We start from the raw sequence: 15,822 nt of genomic DNA, 5'->3' as shown, positions 1-15,822 counted from the left end.
CATGACGACCACCCCCCTCCCCCTCCGCGTCGGCCTCATCGGCTACGGCGTCGCGGGCTCCGTCTTCCACGCCCCGCTCGTCGCCGCCACCCCCGACCTGACCCTCGCCGCCGTCACCACCGGCGACCCCGAGCGCGCCGCCGAGGCGCGGGCCGCGTACCCCGGCGTCGACGTGCTCGCCCGGCCCGAGGACCTCTGGGCGGACGGGGCCCCCGAGCTGGACCTGGTCGTGGTCGCCTCCCCCAACAAGACCCACGTCCCGCTCGCCGAGGCCGCCCTGAGGGCCGGCCTGCCCGTCGTCGTCGACAAGCCGCTCGCCCCGACCGCCGCCGAGGCCCGCGCCCTCGCCGCGCTCGCCGAGGAGCGCGGCCTGCTGCTCTCCGTCTTCCAGAACCGGCGCTGGGACAGCGACTTCCTCACGCTCCGCCGCCTCCTGGACGAGGGCGAGCTCGGCGAGGTCCAGCGCTTCGAGTCCCGCTTCGAGCGGTGGCGGCCGCGCCTGAAGGGCGGCTGGCGCGAGTCCGGCGCCCCGGAGGAGGTCGGCGGTCTGCTCTACGACCTCGGCAGCCACGTCGTCGACCAGGCCCTGGTCCTCTTCGGCCCGGCCGTCTCCGTGTACGCCGAGGCGGACGTGCGCCGTCCGGGCGCCGAGGCCGACGACGACACCTTCGTCGCGCTCACCCATGCGAACGGCGTCCGCTCCCACCTGTACGTGAGCGCCACCACCGCCCAGCTCGGCCCCCGCTTCCGGGTGCTCGGGCAGCGCGCCGGCTTCGTGACGTACGGCCTCGACCCGCAGGAGGCGGCGCTGCGCGAGGGGCTGCGACCCGGCCCCGGCACCGCCTGGGGCGTGGAGCCCGAGGCGCTGTGGGGCCGGATCGGCTCCGGGGAGTCCCCGCTGACCGGCGGCGGGACGCCGGTCGAGTCGGTGCCGGGGGACTACCCGGCGTACTACGCGGCCGTCGCCGCCGCCGTACGCGGCACCGGGCCGAACCCGGTCACCGCGCACGAGGCCGCAGCGGCCCTGGACGTCCTGGAGGCGGCGCGGCGGTCGGCCCGCGAGGGCGTCACCGTCAGGCTGCGCCGCTCGACCGACGGCGCCGGCGGCTGACGGCGACGAGGAGGCCGCCGCCGAGGGCGAGGCCGGCCGCCGTCACCCCCATGACGATCTTCCCGGTGCCTGCTCCGGTCTCGGGGAGTTCCCCGCCGCCACCGGGGCCGGAGCCGTGGTGGCCGCCGGTGTCGTCACCGTAGCCACCGTCGGACCCGCCACCGTCGGACCCGCCGCCGTCCGTCATTCCGCCGTCCGACCCGCCGCCGTCCGTCGTGCCGCCGTCGGCGGAGTCGGTCGGGCTGGGCGTGGGCTCGGTGGGGGTGGGCTCGGTGGGGGTGGGCTCGGTCGGGGTCGGCTCGGTCGGCGTCGGCTCCGTGGGGGTCGGCTCCGTCGGCGTCGGCTCCGTGGGAGTCGGCTCCGTCGGAGTGGGTTCCGTCGGAGTGGGTTCCGTCGGAGTCGGCTCCGTGGGAGTGGGTTCCGTGGGGGTGGGGTCCTCGTCGCAGGACGGCAGGTCGCCGTCGAACGGGTAGTTGTGGATCTCCTGGCCGCCGCCCCCGCCCGGTTCGGAGGCGTGGGTCAGGTTGCCGGTCGTGAAGAACCGGCCGTTCATGCCCGGCATCGTGATCGTCGCGGTGCTGGCCTGGTTGCCGACGAGGACGCTGCCCGCGAACTGCGCGGTGCCCTCGAACTTCACCCGGGTCGCGTCGGGGAAGTTCCACAGCAGCCGGTCGCGGAGCCCCGGCAGGCCGTTGATGTAGGTGTCGATGGTGCGGTCGTCGCCGAGGACGTTGACGAGGACCGTCGCGTTCGCGGGGATGTTCGCGAAGACGATGCCCTGCTGGCCTCCGCCCGCCGTCTCCAGGTCGAAGTCGACGTTGAAGACCTGGAGCGCGGAGGTGCCGTCGCCGGTGAAGACGGTCTCGGACCCGTTGTCGACAGCCGTTCCGGTGGCGGTGCGGGAGGCCCCGTCGACGTACGCGTAGCACTGGCTGGCGTCGGTCAGCCGGTCGCGCAGCGCGAGGTACGGGGTGACGGCGGAGGCGCTCTTGACGGGCGTCGGGACCACGGTGCCGGTGACGGTGCCCGCGTACAGCGTCTCGCCGCTGATCGCACCCTCCTCGGTCAGGAGGCGCTGGCCGGTGGCGACGGTGATGTTCCCGCCGACGTTGAGGAAGGGTTCGTCGTCGTCGGGCACGACGCGCGAGCCGACGCCGGCGATGCCGACGTTGTAGACCTGGGAGACGTCCGCCCGCTTGGACTGGTCGACGTTGCCGAGGACGACGACCTTGCCCTCGGCCTCGGCGGCGGCCTCCCGGACGAGGAAGTCGCCGCCGACGTAGACGTTGACGGCGTTGTCGCGCCACACGACGTCGCCGTTGTTGATGTCGGGGTACGTGGGCGGGCACTTGCCCGGCTTGCAGGGGCCGAGGCCGCCGGGGAGCGGATCGGCGACGCCGGTGACGGCGAGCCCGCCGACGAGGGCGCCGGCGGCGAGGACCGCCGTCGCGGCGGAGAGGGCGAGACGGGCCCTGCGGCGAGGGACGCGGTCGGTCTTCACGGGTTCCATACGCGGCAATATGCATAAAAAGTGACGAAAATGGCGGCAGCCCACGCGGGGTGCCGCCAGAATCGCCGACCGCGCGGCCCGACGGCGCCGCGTGCGTGACGGACCGTCGGGAAGCGCGGCCCGTCAGGCGCTCTTCAGTTCCTGCCGCTGGCGGCCCAGGCCCTCGATCTCCAGCTCGACGACGTCGCCGGGCCGGAGGTACGGCTTGGGCTCGGGCTGCCCCATGGCGACACCGGCGGGCGTGCCGGTGTTGATGATGTCGCCCGGGTAGAGCGTCATGAACCGGCTCACGTACCGGACGACCTCGGCGACCGGGAAGATCTGGTCGGAGGTGCTCCCCTCCTGCTTCAGCTCGCCGTTGACCCAGAGGCGCAGGGTGAGGTCCTGCGGGTCGGGCACCTCGTCGGCGGTGACCAGCCAGGGCCCGAGCGGGTTGAAGGTCTCGCAGTTCTTGCCCTTGTCCCACGTGCCGCCGCGCTCGATCTGGAACTCGCGCTCGGAGACGTCGTGCGCGAGCGCGTAGCCGGCGACGTGGGCCAGGGCCTCCTCGTCGGTCTCCAGGTAGCGGGCGGTCCGGCCGATGACGATCGCCAGCTCGACCTCCCAGTCGGTCTTCACCGAGCCGCGCGGCACGAGCACGGTGTCGTCCGGGCCGACGACGGTGTCGGCGGCCTTGAGGAAGACGACCGGCTCGGCCGGGGTGGCCTGGCCGGTCTCGGCGGCGTGGCCGTGGTAGTTCAGCCCGATGCACACGACCTTGCCGATCCGGCCGACCGGCGGGCCGACGCGCAGCCCGGTGGGGTCGCCGGAGCCGCCGAACGCGGGCAGCACGCCGGCCTCGGCGGCGGCGCGGATCCGGTCGAGCGTGGCGGTGTCGGAGAGCAGACTGCCGTCGACGTCGTCGGTGAAGGTGGACAGGTCACGGAGGGTCCCGTCCCCGTCGAGGAGGGCGGGACGCTCGGCGCCCGGCGGGCCGACTCGCAGCAGCTTCATGGTCTTCTCCCTGTGGTCGAGGTGGGCCCGGGGGGAGGCCCTTCGGTGCCCCGGCCGATGGAGTGCGGCCATCGGAGGATCGTCCGATCCTCCAAGACTCGCGTTCAGCCCGCAAGACCCCGTTCAGCCTGCGGACCCTTACGCATGAGTAGCGCGCGCTCGACGACGGCCCAGGTGGTGCTGGTGACGAGGTAGAGCGCGACGGCGAGCGGCACGAACGCGACGGTCACGACCGTCCCGAAGGAGAGCAGCGGAAGGATCCGCCCCACGGCCGCCGCGGGCCCCTGGGCCGGCGCCGTGGACGGGGCCAGGGCCCGGGCCTGCCGTGCCTCCCGGCGGGTCCTGAGGTACTGGTACGCGGCGACGGCGAGGGCCACCGCGAAGAGGGCGAGGTAGACGAGCCCGGCCGGCCCGAACGGTCCGCCGTCGCCGAGGGCCCCGGTCCAGCGGCCGTCGAGCGGCGCGGCGAAGAGCCCGTGCCCGCCCATCCGGTCGCCGGAGGAGAAGAGCGCGTACAGGAGGAGGAACGCGGGCGCCTGGAGCAGGCCCGGCAGGATCCCCGCGAACGGCGAGACCTTCTCCTCGGCGTGCAGGTCCAGGATCGCCCGCTGGAGCCGCTCGGGCCGGCGCTTGTGCTTCTCCTGGAGCGCGGCGATCCGGGGCGCGAGCCGCACCCGGGCCTGCTGCCCCCGCACCGCGGCGCGGGAGAGGGGGTGGACGGCGAGCCGGACGAGCACGGTGAAGAGGACGACGGCGAGGGCGGTCGAGGCGTCGGCGGCGAGCGGCTGGAGCAGCGCGGCGAGCCGGTCGACGAGCGTGGAGAAGGCGTCGAGGAGCGGGGACGGGAAGAAGGACAAGGGAACCCTCCGGGGTTCGTCGTGCCGGGGACGGAGTGGTGCTTCTCGGCATGACGGACCGCGCGAAGGCGTCTCGCGGGGGTGGGGTTCACGGCACACGGGTGCGCGCCGCCGGTACGGCGTACGGGTGCGTACGTGTACGGGCGGGACGCACGTGGAGGTGTGCGGGTGCGGGAGCGCCTACGCGGTCGTCGGGAGGGGGAGCCCCGGCGCCCGGGGCCGGCGGCGGCCCGCGGCGTCGGGGTCGCGCTGCGGGAGGAAGGCCGTGCGGCGGGCCCGGTCGCGCAGCGCGGTGCGTATCCGTGTGGGCGGCACGGCCGGAGCCGTACGGACCCCGAGGAAACCGCAGGCGACGGCGGAGACGGCGAGGACGACGGCGGAGCCGACGGAGCCGTCCGCGAGGACCAGCCCCGCGAAGGCGATCACGAGCAGCACCGGAAGCAGGACGAGGGGCGCGACTCGCCGCAGGACCAGACTCCCGCTCATCACGCCCCCCGTTCCCTGAACTTCACTGTCCGTCACCTAGGACGAACGGCCGTACGAGATGGTTCCCGGGCTTCGTGGTGGGCCGCCGGCTCCAGGGGCGTGAGCAGCCGGCGCGGCGCGAGGAGCGCCCGGGCGACGGGCTCGGCGGGCTCGGGGTCGAGCCCGGCGCCGGGCCTCATCTCCACGTCGGCGGGCCCGACCGGGACGCGGCAGGCGGGGCACTCGCCGGACGGGCCCAGTTCCGTACCGCAGTCGGCGTGGTGGAAGTCGCGCATGGGCAGGGTGCCGGGCACCTCCGCCCTCCCCCAGGCGCCGAGGGCCCACAGGACGGGCCAGAGGGCGAGGCCGCGCCCGGTGAGGACGTACTCGTCGCGGGGCGGGGACTCCTGGTAGCGGCGGCGGTCGAGGACGCCGGCGTCGACGAGCGCCTGGAGCCGGGCGGCGAGGACGGCGCGGGGGGCGCCGAGGTGGGCGAGGAAATCGCTGTAACGGCGGACACCGTAGAAGGCGTCGCGCACGATGAGGAGCGTCCAGCGCTCGCCGACGATCTCCAGGGCGCGGGCGATGGAGCACTGCTGCTGGGCGTAGTCCTTGCCGAGGGCCATGGGAACCAGCGTAACAAAGGGGGTTCATTGAACGAACCGACCGGAGTAGGGTATGAGTTCAATGAACGAACCGACGTGTTCGATCCAGCCGACCCAAGCACACGACGACCGGGCGGAGGCCCCATGAGTACAGCCGACTCACGCACCACGCCCACGACCCCCACCACCACACCACCCACCGCTCCCTCCCCCGCCCCCTCCCCCGCCACGCTCGCCGTCACCGCCCTCGCCACCGGCGTCGCGCTCATGAACTACACGGCACCGATGGCGACGCTCCCGGAGATGGCGGAGGCGTTCGGGACGCCGGCCTCGGCGCAGGCCTGGCTGCTCAACGGCACCCCGCTCGGCCTCGCCGTCCTGCTCCTGGTCGCGGGCGCGCTGGCCGACGCGCACGGCAGGCGGCGGGTGTTCCTGCTCGGGACCCTGGCGCTGGGCGTGACGACGGCGCTCGGCGCCTTCGCGGGCTCGACGGTGCTCTTCACGGCGGCGCGGATCGCGCAGGGCGCGGCGAGCGCGGCGGTCCTGGCGGGCAGCCTGGGCCTGCTGGCCGACGCGTACCCCTCGGGCCGCGACCGGATCCGGGCCACCGGCGTCTGGGGTGCGTCGGTGAGCGGCGGGATCGCGCTCGGCCCGCTGCTCGCGGGGGCGCTCGCCCTGGTGGACTGGCGGTCGGCGTACGCGGTGCTCGGCGCGGCGGCCCTGGCGACGGCGGCGCTCGGAGCCCGCGCCCTCACGGCGATACGCCCCTCCGGTGGCGGCCACCGCCGCCCGGACCTGGTGGGCGCGACGACCCTGGCGCTGGCACTCGGCGCCCTGCTGACGGCCCTGACGCTGGGCCGGGACGGCTGGCTGCGCCCGGCGCCCGGCCTGCTGCTCCTGGCGGCGGTAGCGCTCACGGCGCTGTTCCTGCTGGTGGAGCGGCGGGCGAAGGCCCCGATGATCGACCCGGGGATGTGGCGGAGGCCGGCGTTCCGGGCGTCGACGGTGGGGGCGCTCTTCACCGGCCTGTCCGTGATCGGCATGTTCAGCGTGATGCCGGCACTGTTCCAGCGCGGGGCCGGGCTGACGGCGCTGACGGCGGCGGCCCTCTTCGCCCTCTGGTCGGGTTCGGCGTTCGTGGTCGCGCTGCAGGCCCGACGGCTCGCGGGCAGGCTCTCGGCCCCGTACCAACTGGCCTTCGGCTTCGGGCTGTCGGCGGCGGGCGTCCTGCTCCTCCTCGGCACCACGCAGTCCCCGGCCCTCCCCTGGCCGCGCCTGATCGCCGGCCTGGCGGTGGCGGGCGCGGGCAGCGGTCTCCTGAACGCCGCGCTCCCCCGCCTCGCCGTCGACTCCGTCCCGCCGGAGCGCGCGGCGATGGGCTCGGGCGCGAACAACACCGCCCGCTACATCGGCTCGGCGGCCGGCGTGTCGCTGATGATGGCCCTGTCGGCGGCCACCCCGGACGCGGCCCTGGCGGCCTCGGCGGCCCTGGCCGTGGGCGGCGCCGCGCTCACCGTCGCAGGGTCGCCCAGACGATGAGCCGGTAGCGGGAGGTGAACTCGGGCGTGCAGGTGGTGAGGGTGAGGTAGGACCCGGCCTCGGAGTACCCGTACGAGGGCTTGACGATCGACCGTGGCACCGGCTGGATGACTCCGGTGTCGCGCGGAGAGGTCACCGGCAGGATCCGGTCGACGAGATAGGTGTACGTCCCCTCCCGCGTCCGCAGCGTGATCTCGTCCCCCTCGCGCAGCCGGTTCACGTACCGGAACGGCTCGCCGTGCGTGTTCCGGTGCCCGGCCAGCGCCACGTTCCCGGCCTCCCCGGGCGCGGCGGTACCCGGATAGTGCCCCACGTACCCCTTGTCGAGCACCTTGCTCTTGGAGATCCCGTGGGCGACGGGCACGGTCAGCCCGATCCGCGGAATCCGCAGCACGGCGAAGGCGGAACCGGAGGACGTACGGGCGGGCGAAGGCCGGGGACGCGCGGCCCCGGCGGTTCCACCGGAGGGCGCGGAGGAAGGCGAGGCGGAAGCGGGAGCGGAGGGAGAAGCGGAGCCGCCGCCCCCACCCGCCGCCCCGGAAGGGGAAGGCGCGGGAGGAGTCCCCTCCGGAGGAGAGATCCCCCACTCGCCCTCCCACTCGCGCTCCAGCACGGCCACCTGCTCACCGGCCTCGGCGCGCGCCTGCTGATTGGTCCACCACAGCTGGTGCGCGACGAGCAGCAGGACGAGAACACCGCAGGTGACGACGGTCTCGGCCCCGAACCAGAGCACACGACCGAGCCCGGAGCGCCCGGCACGCCCCTGAACGACGACCGGCACCCGCTCCCGTCCCCTGCCTCCCCTGTCCCGCACGCCGGGCACGATAAGGGCTGCGGCGCCAACTCTCCAGGGCCGTACAGCAGTACGGTGAAGCCATGCGCCCCGACACGCCTGCCGCCCACACCGCCGAAGCCGAGCGTCTGCTGCGCACCGCCGAGCAGTACCCCGGCGACCGTGAACCGCTGCTGCTCCGGGCCGCCGCCCACCTGGAACTCGCGGACGACCGCCCGGGCGCGACGGCCCTCTACGACGCCCTCCTGTCCGGCAGCCCGGCGGACCCCCACCTGATCCGCGCCCTGAAGGCGTCGAACCTGTGGGAGTACGGCCACGAGGCCGAAGCGCGAGCCATCATCGAAGGCGTACGCCGCTCACGCCCGACGGAGGCACCCCCGTGGGAGATCGCCGCGGAGACCCTGGAGGCCCACGACGAACTGGAGGCGGCGGAGGAGACCCTCACGGAAGCGGCGACCCTCCTGGCCACCCCGCCCGACCCGGAACTCCCCCACACCACCCGCTCCCTCCTCACCACCCGCCACCGCATCCGCCGCATGCTGGCCCGCCCCCACGACGACTGGGACACCCGGGCGGACCGCCTCCACCAGGGCAGGATCCCCCTGGACGAACTCCACGACCCGAAGCGCCTCTGGTCCCTGGGCTCCTCCGACCCCACCGAACTCCAGGCCGAGATCGCCCGCCTCCGCTCCGAACTGGGCACCTACCGCACGGCCCTCTCCCGCCCCTTCCCGGTAGCGGTCCTCCACTGGCCGGCCCAGGAGCTCACGGAACTCCTCACGGCCTACCCGGAGCTCGAAACGGAATACCCCACCTACCGAGCCCACCTGACGGACATCGAAGCCTCCCTCCGCGAACTCTCCACGGCCGGCACCCCCAACCTCGGCATCGTCCGAGCCACCGTCCCCTCCTACGAAGCCTTCGCCGCCTCCGAAGCCACCCACCCCTCCCAAGCCGCCCTCCTCCCCCAATACGCCACCACCCTCGCCGCCCGCTCCCGAGCCACCCCGTGGCCCCCACTGCGCACGGAGGCCTGCTGGTGCGGCTCGGAGAAGGCGTACGGGGAGTGCCACGGGGCGGAGTAGCACCCCACGATCGGATCGAGCACCCAGGCGTCGTCCCGTCAGGGCATGCACGTGTCATGCGATTCCCGACATTCGGATTCCCCGGTTCGTTGTCGGTGGCGTCCGTTAGGGTCACATCGACCTGATGTAGCCAGTGCAGAACCCAAGGCCGACATGACGACTGAGTGGCAGTTCGAGGTACCGACGACCGGCAGCAAGCACCTGCCCCCGGACGCGCGCTACATGGAGGCGCTCAGCAGTCAGGGTTACGGCTTCGAGGCTGCCGTCGCGGACCTGGTGGACAACTCGATCGACGCCGGTGCCAAGGACGTCGTCATCCATTTCCTTCGTGACGGGGACGGGCTCGTCAGCCTCCTCATCGTCGATGACGGGAAGGGCATGGACGAGGAGGAGCTGGACGTCGCGATGACCGTGGGCGGTCGCCGGGACTACGACGCCCAGGCGCTCGGCATGTTCGGCACCGGTCTGAAGTCCGCCTCCCTCAGCCACGCGGGGGCCGTCACCGTCGTCAGCAAGGTGCGCCGCACCCGGGCCGCGGCCCCCGTCGGCCGGCGCTGGACGATGGAACGGGCGGTGACCGGCTACCAGTGCGACATCGTCGCCCCGGCCTACGCCCAGCAGCTCATCGACCGCTACTACGACTGCCCGATCGTCTGGCAGGGCACGATCGTCCGCTGGGACGCCGTGAAGGACTTCCCGCACACCGGCGGCGGCGGTCAGACCGACCGCTACCTGCACCGCACCATCAACAAGTTGGGGCTCCACCTCGGCCTGCACCTGCACCGATTCCTGGCACGCGACGACTTCAACATCACCATCGCGGTGGAAGACGTCTCCACCGGCGTCGAGTACATGAACTTCGGCGTGCAACCCCTCGATCCCTTCGCCTACCCGATCAGCGGGCATCCGGACTACGCGCGCGACTTCGTCGCGGACATCCCCTCGATCGGACCCGTCACGCTGACGGCCCACATATGGCCGCCGAAGTCCAACCTCGACGAGTTCAAGGCGGTGGGTACCGGTCTCGACCGCCAGGGCTTCTACTTCTACCGACACGACCGCCTCGTCCAGGCCGGCGGCTGGAACAACTTCCGGCAGCCCGAGCAGCACCTCGCCCTGGCCCGGGTCGCCGTCGACCTTCCGGACGACACGGCCGCCGCGAAGGTGTTCCGCCTGACGGTGAAGAAGGACGGCGTCGACACCTCTCCCGAGTTCGTCACCGCCCTGGAATCCGCGACCGACACCGACGGTCGCACCTTCGCCCAGTACGTGGCGGACGCCGACACGACCTATCGGGACGCCCGCAAGCGCACCGGCACGACACGCAAGCCGGTGATCGCCGCGGGCAAGGGATTCGAATCGTCCGTCCGTGAGGCCATCGAGGACGAACTGCCGATCATCCCGGGCGAGGAACCGATCTCCGTCCGGTGGCAGAAGATCGACAACAGCACCTTCTTCGAGATCGACCGCGAGACTCGGACCATCATCCTCAACCACCACTACCGTGGCGCGATCCTGGGCGGCCGTCGCGGCGGCCTCAACGACGCCCCGACCCTCAAGTCGCTCATGTACCTGCTGCTCCACGGGGTCTTCGAGAAGGAGTACAGCGGCAGCAGGGAGAAGGACAACCTCCAGTTGTGGCAGTCCGTACTCGTGGCGGCCGCCCGCGCCGAGCTGAACCGGGTGGCCGAGGATGACTGACGCGGAGCGCGGTCCCGTGCTCGCCTGGTCGACGGTCGAGGACTACCTGGGAGAAGGGCTGGGCGCGAGCTACCGCCTCTCGCCCGCCGACGGCCATCCCGTCGTCTCGTACGAGATTGGGCACGGCGGTGCGGACATCGCCCTCTTCGTCGAGCTCGAAAGGCACCAGCGGCCGCCTCGCTCCCCCCTCCCGGCCGTCGACATCGACCAGGTGGCCGTCGGCGGGGGACTGCGCATGGCCCGCATCCGGACCACGCAGACCGACCTGATGCGCGACTTCCACGACCTGGCACTCGCCATCGCGGACCGGATCGTCACGCAGGACCGATCGCTGGACCGTGCCTTCCACGAGACCGTCGACAACTGGAGTTCCCTCCTCGACCGCCCCGGGACCATGAGCGTCGAACGACGCATCGGGCTGCTGGGCGAGCTGGCGATACTGGCTCGACTCGCCGAGTCGTACGGCTGGGACTCCGCCGTCGACGCGTGGACCGGGCCGTACGGCGAGGAGCACGACTTCGCGCTCGTGGACTTCGACATCGAGGTGAAGACGACCGTGACGGAACGTCGACGCCACGTCATCCACGGGCTGGAGCAGCTCGAACCCGCCCCCGACCGGCCTCTCTGGTTCGCGTCACTGCGTTTCACCCGGGGCGGGGCGGGCGGCCGCACGCTCACCGAGTCGGTCGACGCGGTCCGCGGGATCGTCGCCGACCGGGCTCCGGCAGCCCTGAGTCGACTGAACTCCGCCCTGGAACGCTGTGGTTGGTCCCCGGGACGAGAGGACGACGAGCGGTGGGCGCCCCGCGACGAGGCCCTCCTCCTCTCCGCCGAGTCCGTTCCCCGCCTCACACCCGGGATCCTGGCGGCCGCCTCCCTCGAACGGATCTCGGCCGTCCGCTACGAGACGGACGTGACAGGTCTCGCCCCCACTCCCGGAGCCCCCGTGGACTTCTCCGGCCTGCGCCTTCCGTGACCACCGCCTCCCCCACGTCCCCACCACTCATCGTCCCGACCTTCGAGGAACCAATGCCCTTCTCCGACTCGGCCGCCGCCCTCCGACTCGACCTCCACGCCCAGGTCCTCGGAGACATGAGTTCCGGGAAGCCGAAGCGACTCGTACGAGCCCTCGAATACCAGGCCGAGGACCTCTCGGCGGAGGCCATGGGCCTCGCCACCGAAGCCGACTTCCTGTCCGTGCTGCGCGAGGCTCGGGCCACGGACCGGCTGGTGGAGATGTGGCGCAAGCAGCTCACCCGCTGGGACTACAACGAGAGCGTCTCCTGGTCCGACCACGCTCCCCGCACGGATGCCCGCCGGGCCGACGTCTATGCCCTGCTCGGCATCGGAGCGGAGACCGGCAAGCTGCTCGACTCCCTCGTCCCCGTCTCCAAGGCGGCGGGCGCCGTCGTCATCAGCACCGAGCACAAGGCCTGGTACACCCCGCAGTCCCTTCAGGGCCGCCCGTGGTACTGGCCCGCGTACCGCAAGCTGCTGGCGGAGAAGGGCTGGCCCGAGGACGTCGTCGCGGGACTCGACGAGGCGACCGACCGCGTCGTGGAACGTCTGGCCGACCCGACCTCACCCGAGGCGTACCAGTCGAAGGGTCTCGTCGTCGGCTACGTGCAGTCCGGCAAGACCGCCAACTTCGCCGGTGTCATCGCCAAGGCGATCGACGCCGGCTACCGGCTGGTCATCGTCCTGGGCGGCACGCTGAACATGCTGCGGGCGCAGACCCAGCGCCGCCTGGACATGGAGCTCGTGGGCCGCGAGAACATCATGCGCGGTGCGAGCGAATACGAGTCCGACTACGCCGACGACCCTGCCTGGAGCCAGGGCAGATTCGCCACCTTCGGCGCGATGCCCTCCGCTCTCGGCGCATTCGACATCCACCGGATGACGACGCGCGACGTGGACTACCAGAGCCTCCACATGGGAATCGCCGCCCTGGAATCCGACAAGCAGGAACCCGGCCTCCCGCTGTACGACCCGCGCAACCTCCACCGGGCCGCGGCCCGCCTGATGGTCGTGAAGAAGAACAAGCTGGTCCTGGGCAAGCTGGTCAAGGACCTCCAGAAGATCCAGACCCCGCTCTCCGAGATCCCGGTGCTGATCATCGACGACGAGTCCGACGAGGCGTCGGTGAACACGTCCGACCTGGCCAAGCCGAACACCGAGCGGACCGCGATCAACAAGAAGATCTCCGAACTGCTGCGGATGCTCCCGCGGGCGCAGTACGTCGGCTATACGGCGACGCCGTTCGCCAACGTCTTCATCGACCCCAGCGACACCGAGGACATCTTCCCGAAGGACTTCATCATTTCCCTGCCCCGCCCGGACGGGTACATGGGAGCCCGTGACTTCCACGACCTCGACACCGATCCGACCGACGAGGAACCCACGTACGCGAACTCGAACGAGATGGCGCACGTCCGCTCGATCGTCGTCGAGGACGACGAGGACGACACCTGCCTCGAACGCGCCATGGACATGTTCGTCCTCACAGCCGCGATGAAGCTCTACCGAGAGGACAAGGGCGGTCTCGGCGACCGCTACTTCCAGCACCACACGATGCTGATCCACGAGTCCGTCCGACAGGACGACCACCGCCAGCTGCTCGGCCGCGTGACCGGGCTGTGGTGGAACGCCGGCTACCTCGGTGCCGCGGGCCGCGAGCGGCTGCGCACGCTCTTCGAGAACGATGTCGCCCCGGTCTCCGCCGTGCGCGCCGACGGCCAGGCCGTACCCGCCTCGTTCGACGAGCTCGCCCCCTACATCGGTCCCGCCGCCATCCGGATCGGCGGCGACGACAAACCGATCATCGTGGTCAACGGCGACAAGGACATCGAGACCGGCGAGGCCGACTTCGACAAGCGGTCCATCTGGAAGATCCTCATCGGCGGCCAGAAGCTGGCCCGTGGCTTCACCGTGGAGGGATTGACCGTCTCGTACTTCCGGCGTCGCGCCGGAAACGCGTCGACCCTCATGCAGATGGGTCGGTGGTTCGGATTCCGCAAGGGATACCGGGACCTCGTCCGCCTCTACCTGGGCCGTCAGGAGGCCATGGGCAAGAAGGAGATCGACCTGTACGAGGGCTTCGAGGCGATCTGCCGGGACGAGGAGGCCTTCCGGGCCGAGCTGGCCCAGTACAGCGTGACCGTCGACGGGCGCCCGCAGGTCACTCCGGACAGGGTCCCGCCGCTCGTCTGGCAGCACATCCCGTGGCTCAAGCCCACCAGCCCGAGCAAGATGTACAACTCCCGGCTGGTCACGGTCCGCTCTCCCGGCGAATGGCAGGAACCCACCGCCTACCCGACGAAGGCGACGGACCTGCGCCACAACACGAACCTGTGGACACCGATCCTGACCTCGCTGTCGGCCGAGCCGACGTCCCTTGCGTACCATTTCACCGAGTCGGGGGTCACCCACCGGTTCGCCGCGCTCACCGGCAGCCTGGAACCGAACAGGCTCCTGAGCCTCGTGTCGGACGTGCGATGGGGAGCTCCTTCCCAGTTCGCCCCGCACCTGGACTACCTGCACGAGATCACCACGAGCGGCCCCGCCCAGGTGGACGACTGGCTCGTCCTCGCCCCGCAGCACGCCCAGCCGGGCCGGCGGATCCGGATCGGGGGCGAGGGACGCACCCACTCCTACTTCGCACGTGACCGCCGGCGTGACCCGCTCTTCGGTGCCATCAGCGACCTCAAGCACCGCGCCGCGGCGCTGCGGATCGCGGGCGCCCTCGCCGGTTCCGGCGACGCGACCGTGGAAGGCCTCGTCTCTCCTCGGCGCGGTGTGATCGTCCTCTACCCGATCATCGAGTCGGTGCACCGGGCCGGCCTGACGGACGGCGACGCCGTCGATCCGAGCCACGTCGTCATGGCCTTCGGTTTCGTCGCCCCTGCCTCGGCGCGCAGCGACGACGGCCGGGTCCTGCGATTCACGACCGTCGACTCGTCCAAGGAGGGCGTCGCCATCATCGACACGGCCTCCGGACCGGGCACCGCATGAGGACCGGGCAGTCCACGACCACCGAGGCCCGCCTGCGAAGCGTCGGCATCTGCGCCGGCGCCGGAGGGCTCGCGCTGGGCCTGGAACAGGCGGGCTTCGACCCCGTACTGCTCCTCGACAACAGAGCCGTCGCCTGTGAGACCCTCCGGGCGAACAGGCCGGCCTGGCACGTCCTCGATCTCGACCTGCGCGAATTCGACCCCGTCGAACACCAGCAGACCTACGACGTGGATCTGGTCGCGGCCGGGCTGCCCCGGGTCAAGGCCACCGCGTCCGTGCACCGGGGCGAGCGGGACGACGAGCTGGAGGTACTCGAGGCCGCGATCATGCTCATGCACGGCATCCGCCCGCGCGCGCTGCTGATCGAGAACGTTCCCGACCTCGTCACGAAGTCCACGTACGGGCCCATCCGCGCGTACATCACCGAGGAGCTCGTCCACCTCGGCTACGACATCCGATGGTTCGTGCTCAACGCTGCCGATTTCGGGGTGGCACAGGATCGGAAGCAGGGCGTCGTCGTCGCCTTCAGGGACGGGCGGCTGGACTCCTTCACGCCTCCGGTTCCCTCGGTCACCCGTCACCGGACGGTGGGCGAGGCCTTGGGCCCGTCGATGGGAGCCCGGGGGTGGCCCGGCGCAGCGCACTGGGCCACGCAGGCCGACCGACCGGCCCCCACCCTGGTCGGGGGTTCCTGGAACCGGGGCGGACCCGACCTGGGTCCGACGGGCAGCAAGCGCGCCTGGGCGCGCATGGGAGTGGACGGCGGCACCGTGGCCGACGAGGTGCCCGGTCCGGACTTCGACTGGGACCCCTCGCTCGGCCGTCCGGGGATGATGCCGCTCACCGTGCGCCAGGCGGCCACGCTCCAGGGCTTCCCGCCCGAGTGGGAATTCGCCGGCGGGAAGACCGTGCGGTACCGACAGGTGGGACACGCCACCCCGCCGCCGGTCGGGCGAGCCCTGGGCGAAGCGATCCGAGCGGCCTTGGACGCCTGACCTCCGCGGACGAATCCCGTCGCCTTCGACCGATCGGGAACCACGGCCGAAGGCCTGGCAGCCCCCACGGCGGCGCCCGGTAGTCTGGAGCGCTGCCGGGGTCGCCCCGTTCCCCGACGGACACACCACCCTCCTGGAGATCACGTGCCACGCCCCG

Annotated in this window: 13 protein-coding genes; 7 read left to right on the top strand and 6 right to left on the bottom strand. The window is 72.2% G+C overall.

Features of this window, described 5'->3' with window-relative positions:
* Position 1 precedes the first annotated feature (1 nt).
* The gene (locus AB0E19_RS11455) at positions 2 to 1,111 is read left to right on the top strand and encodes a Gfo/Idh/MocA family oxidoreductase (RefSeq protein ID WP_362176920.1); all 1,110 of its coding nucleotides are present in this window, start codon (positions 2 to 4) and stop codon (positions 1,109 to 1,111) included.
* Here the strand turns inward: AB0E19_RS11455 and AB0E19_RS11450 are convergent.
* The 5 genes from AB0E19_RS11450 to AB0E19_RS11430 all read right to left on the bottom strand — a co-directional run bounded on the left by AB0E19_RS11450 (position 1,074) and on the right by AB0E19_RS11430 (position 5,562).
* Positions 1,074 to 2,621, bottom strand: a complete 1,548-nt coding sequence (locus AB0E19_RS11450) for a choice-of-anchor A family protein (RefSeq protein WP_362176915.1) — start codon at positions 2,619 to 2,621, stop codon at positions 1,074 to 1,076. The genes AB0E19_RS11455 and AB0E19_RS11450 overlap by 38 nt on opposite strands.
* 123 nt (positions 2,622 to 2,744) lie before the next feature.
* A complete protein-coding gene (locus AB0E19_RS11445; RefSeq protein ID WP_362176912.1) occupies positions 2,745 to 3,614 on the bottom strand; it encodes a fumarylacetoacetate hydrolase family protein in 870 nt (289 codons plus the stop codon).
* A gap of 104 nt (positions 3,615 to 3,718) precedes the next feature.
* Positions 3,719 to 4,471 carry a membrane protein insertase YidC gene (locus tag AB0E19_RS11440; protein ID WP_362176909.1) on the bottom strand — a complete coding sequence of 251 codons (753 nt, stop codon included), beginning with the start codon at positions 4,469 to 4,471 and terminating at the stop codon, positions 3,719 to 3,721.
* A 180-nt stretch (positions 4,472 to 4,651) separates the two neighbouring features.
* On the bottom strand, positions 4,652 to 4,957 hold the full coding sequence (locus AB0E19_RS11435) for a DUF6412 domain-containing protein (protein WP_362176906.1): 306 nt from the start codon (positions 4,955 to 4,957) through the stop codon (positions 4,652 to 4,654).
* 32 nt (positions 4,958 to 4,989) lie between these two features.
* A complete protein-coding gene (locus AB0E19_RS11430; RefSeq protein ID WP_362176903.1) occupies positions 4,990 to 5,562 on the bottom strand; it encodes a helix-turn-helix domain-containing protein in 573 nt (190 codons plus the stop codon).
* Between the two features lie 123 nt (positions 5,563 to 5,685).
* On the opposite strand from AB0E19_RS11430, the gene AB0E19_RS11425 reads away from it, so the two are divergent.
* Complete coding sequence (locus AB0E19_RS11425) at positions 5,686 to 7,080, top strand: MFS transporter (RefSeq protein WP_362176900.1); 1,395 nt, start codon at positions 5,686 to 5,688, stop codon at positions 7,078 to 7,080.
* Here the strand turns inward: AB0E19_RS11425 and AB0E19_RS11420 are convergent.
* The gene (locus AB0E19_RS11420) at positions 7,052 to 7,894 is read right to left on the bottom strand and encodes a class E sortase (protein ID WP_362176897.1); all 843 of its coding nucleotides are present in this window, start codon (positions 7,892 to 7,894) and stop codon (positions 7,052 to 7,054) included. The two genes, AB0E19_RS11425 and AB0E19_RS11420, sit on opposite strands and share 29 nt — an antisense overlap.
* Positions 7,895 to 7,956: 62 nt before the next feature.
* Between AB0E19_RS11420 and AB0E19_RS11415 the strand changes: the two genes are divergently transcribed.
* The 5 genes from AB0E19_RS11415 (at position 7,957) to AB0E19_RS11395 (ending at position 15,665) form a co-directional block, all read left to right on the top strand.
* Entirely contained in the window at positions 7,957 to 8,958 is a 1,002-nt protein-coding gene (locus tag AB0E19_RS11415) for an SEC-C domain-containing protein (RefSeq protein ID WP_362176894.1), read from the top strand.
* 153 nt (positions 8,959 to 9,111) lie between these two features.
* Complete coding sequence (locus AB0E19_RS11410) at positions 9,112 to 10,659, top strand: ATP-binding protein (RefSeq protein WP_362176891.1); 1,548 nt, start codon at positions 9,112 to 9,114, stop codon at positions 10,657 to 10,659.
* The gene (locus AB0E19_RS11405; RefSeq protein WP_362176888.1) at positions 10,652 to 11,635 is read left to right on the top strand and encodes a PD-(D/E)XK motif protein; all 984 of its coding nucleotides are present in this window, start codon (positions 10,652 to 10,654) and stop codon (positions 11,633 to 11,635) included. Before AB0E19_RS11410 ends, AB0E19_RS11405 begins: the two co-directional genes overlap by 8 nt.
* A 53-nt stretch (positions 11,636 to 11,688) precedes the next feature.
* A complete protein-coding gene (locus AB0E19_RS11400) occupies positions 11,689 to 14,670 on the top strand; it encodes a Z1 domain-containing protein (RefSeq protein WP_362176885.1) in 2,982 nt (993 codons plus the stop codon).
* On the top strand, positions 14,667 to 15,665 hold the full coding sequence (locus AB0E19_RS11395; protein ID WP_362176882.1) for a DNA cytosine methyltransferase: 999 nt from the start codon (positions 14,667 to 14,669) through the stop codon (positions 15,663 to 15,665). Before AB0E19_RS11400 ends, AB0E19_RS11395 begins: the two co-directional genes overlap by 4 nt.
* Positions 15,666 to 15,822 lie beyond the last annotated feature (157 nt).

Origin of the sequence: Streptomyces sp. NPDC047974 (genome assembly GCF_040653375.1) — a bacterium.
Taxonomy (GTDB): Bacteria; Actinomycetota; Actinomycetes; order Streptomycetales; family Streptomycetaceae; genus Streptomyces.
Note: the sequence above shows the minus strand (reverse complement) of the source record. Positions and strands in the feature narration are given on the sequence as shown.

What these genes read in the sequence shown, in the direction of transcription:
- AB0E19_RS11455 (WP_362176920.1), top strand. Translation starts at nt 2, where the DNA reads ATGACGACCACCCCCCTCCCCCTCCGCGTCGGCCTCATCGGCTACGGC.
- AB0E19_RS11450 (WP_362176915.1), bottom strand. Translation starts at nt 2,621, where the DNA reads ATGGAACCCGTGAAGACCGACCGCGTCCCTCGCCGCAGGGCCCGTCTC.
- AB0E19_RS11445 (WP_362176912.1), bottom strand. Translation starts at nt 3,614, where the DNA reads ATGAAGCTGCTGCGAGTCGGCCCGCCGGGCGCCGAGCGTCCCGCCCTC.
- AB0E19_RS11435 (WP_362176906.1), bottom strand. Translation starts at nt 4,957, where the DNA reads ATGAGCGGGAGTCTGGTCCTGCGGCGAGTCGCGCCCCTCGTCCTGCTT.
- AB0E19_RS11430 (WP_362176903.1), bottom strand. Translation starts at nt 5,562, where the DNA reads ATGGCCCTCGGCAAGGACTACGCCCAGCAGCAGTGCTCCATCGCCCGC.
- AB0E19_RS11425 (WP_362176900.1), top strand. Translation starts at nt 5,686, where the DNA reads ATGAGTACAGCCGACTCACGCACCACGCCCACGACCCCCACCACCACA.
- AB0E19_RS11415 (WP_362176894.1), top strand. Translation starts at nt 7,957, where the DNA reads ATGCGCCCCGACACGCCTGCCGCCCACACCGCCGAAGCCGAGCGTCTG.
- AB0E19_RS11410 (WP_362176891.1), top strand. Translation starts at nt 9,112, where the DNA reads ATGACGACTGAGTGGCAGTTCGAGGTACCGACGACCGGCAGCAAGCAC.
- AB0E19_RS11405 (WP_362176888.1), top strand. Translation starts at nt 10,652, where the DNA reads ATGACTGACGCGGAGCGCGGTCCCGTGCTCGCCTGGTCGACGGTCGAG.
- AB0E19_RS11400 (WP_362176885.1), top strand. Translation starts at nt 11,689, where the DNA reads ATGCCCTTCTCCGACTCGGCCGCCGCCCTCCGACTCGACCTCCACGCC.
- AB0E19_RS11395 (WP_362176882.1), top strand. Translation starts at nt 14,667, where the DNA reads ATGAGGACCGGGCAGTCCACGACCACCGAGGCCCGCCTGCGAAGCGTC.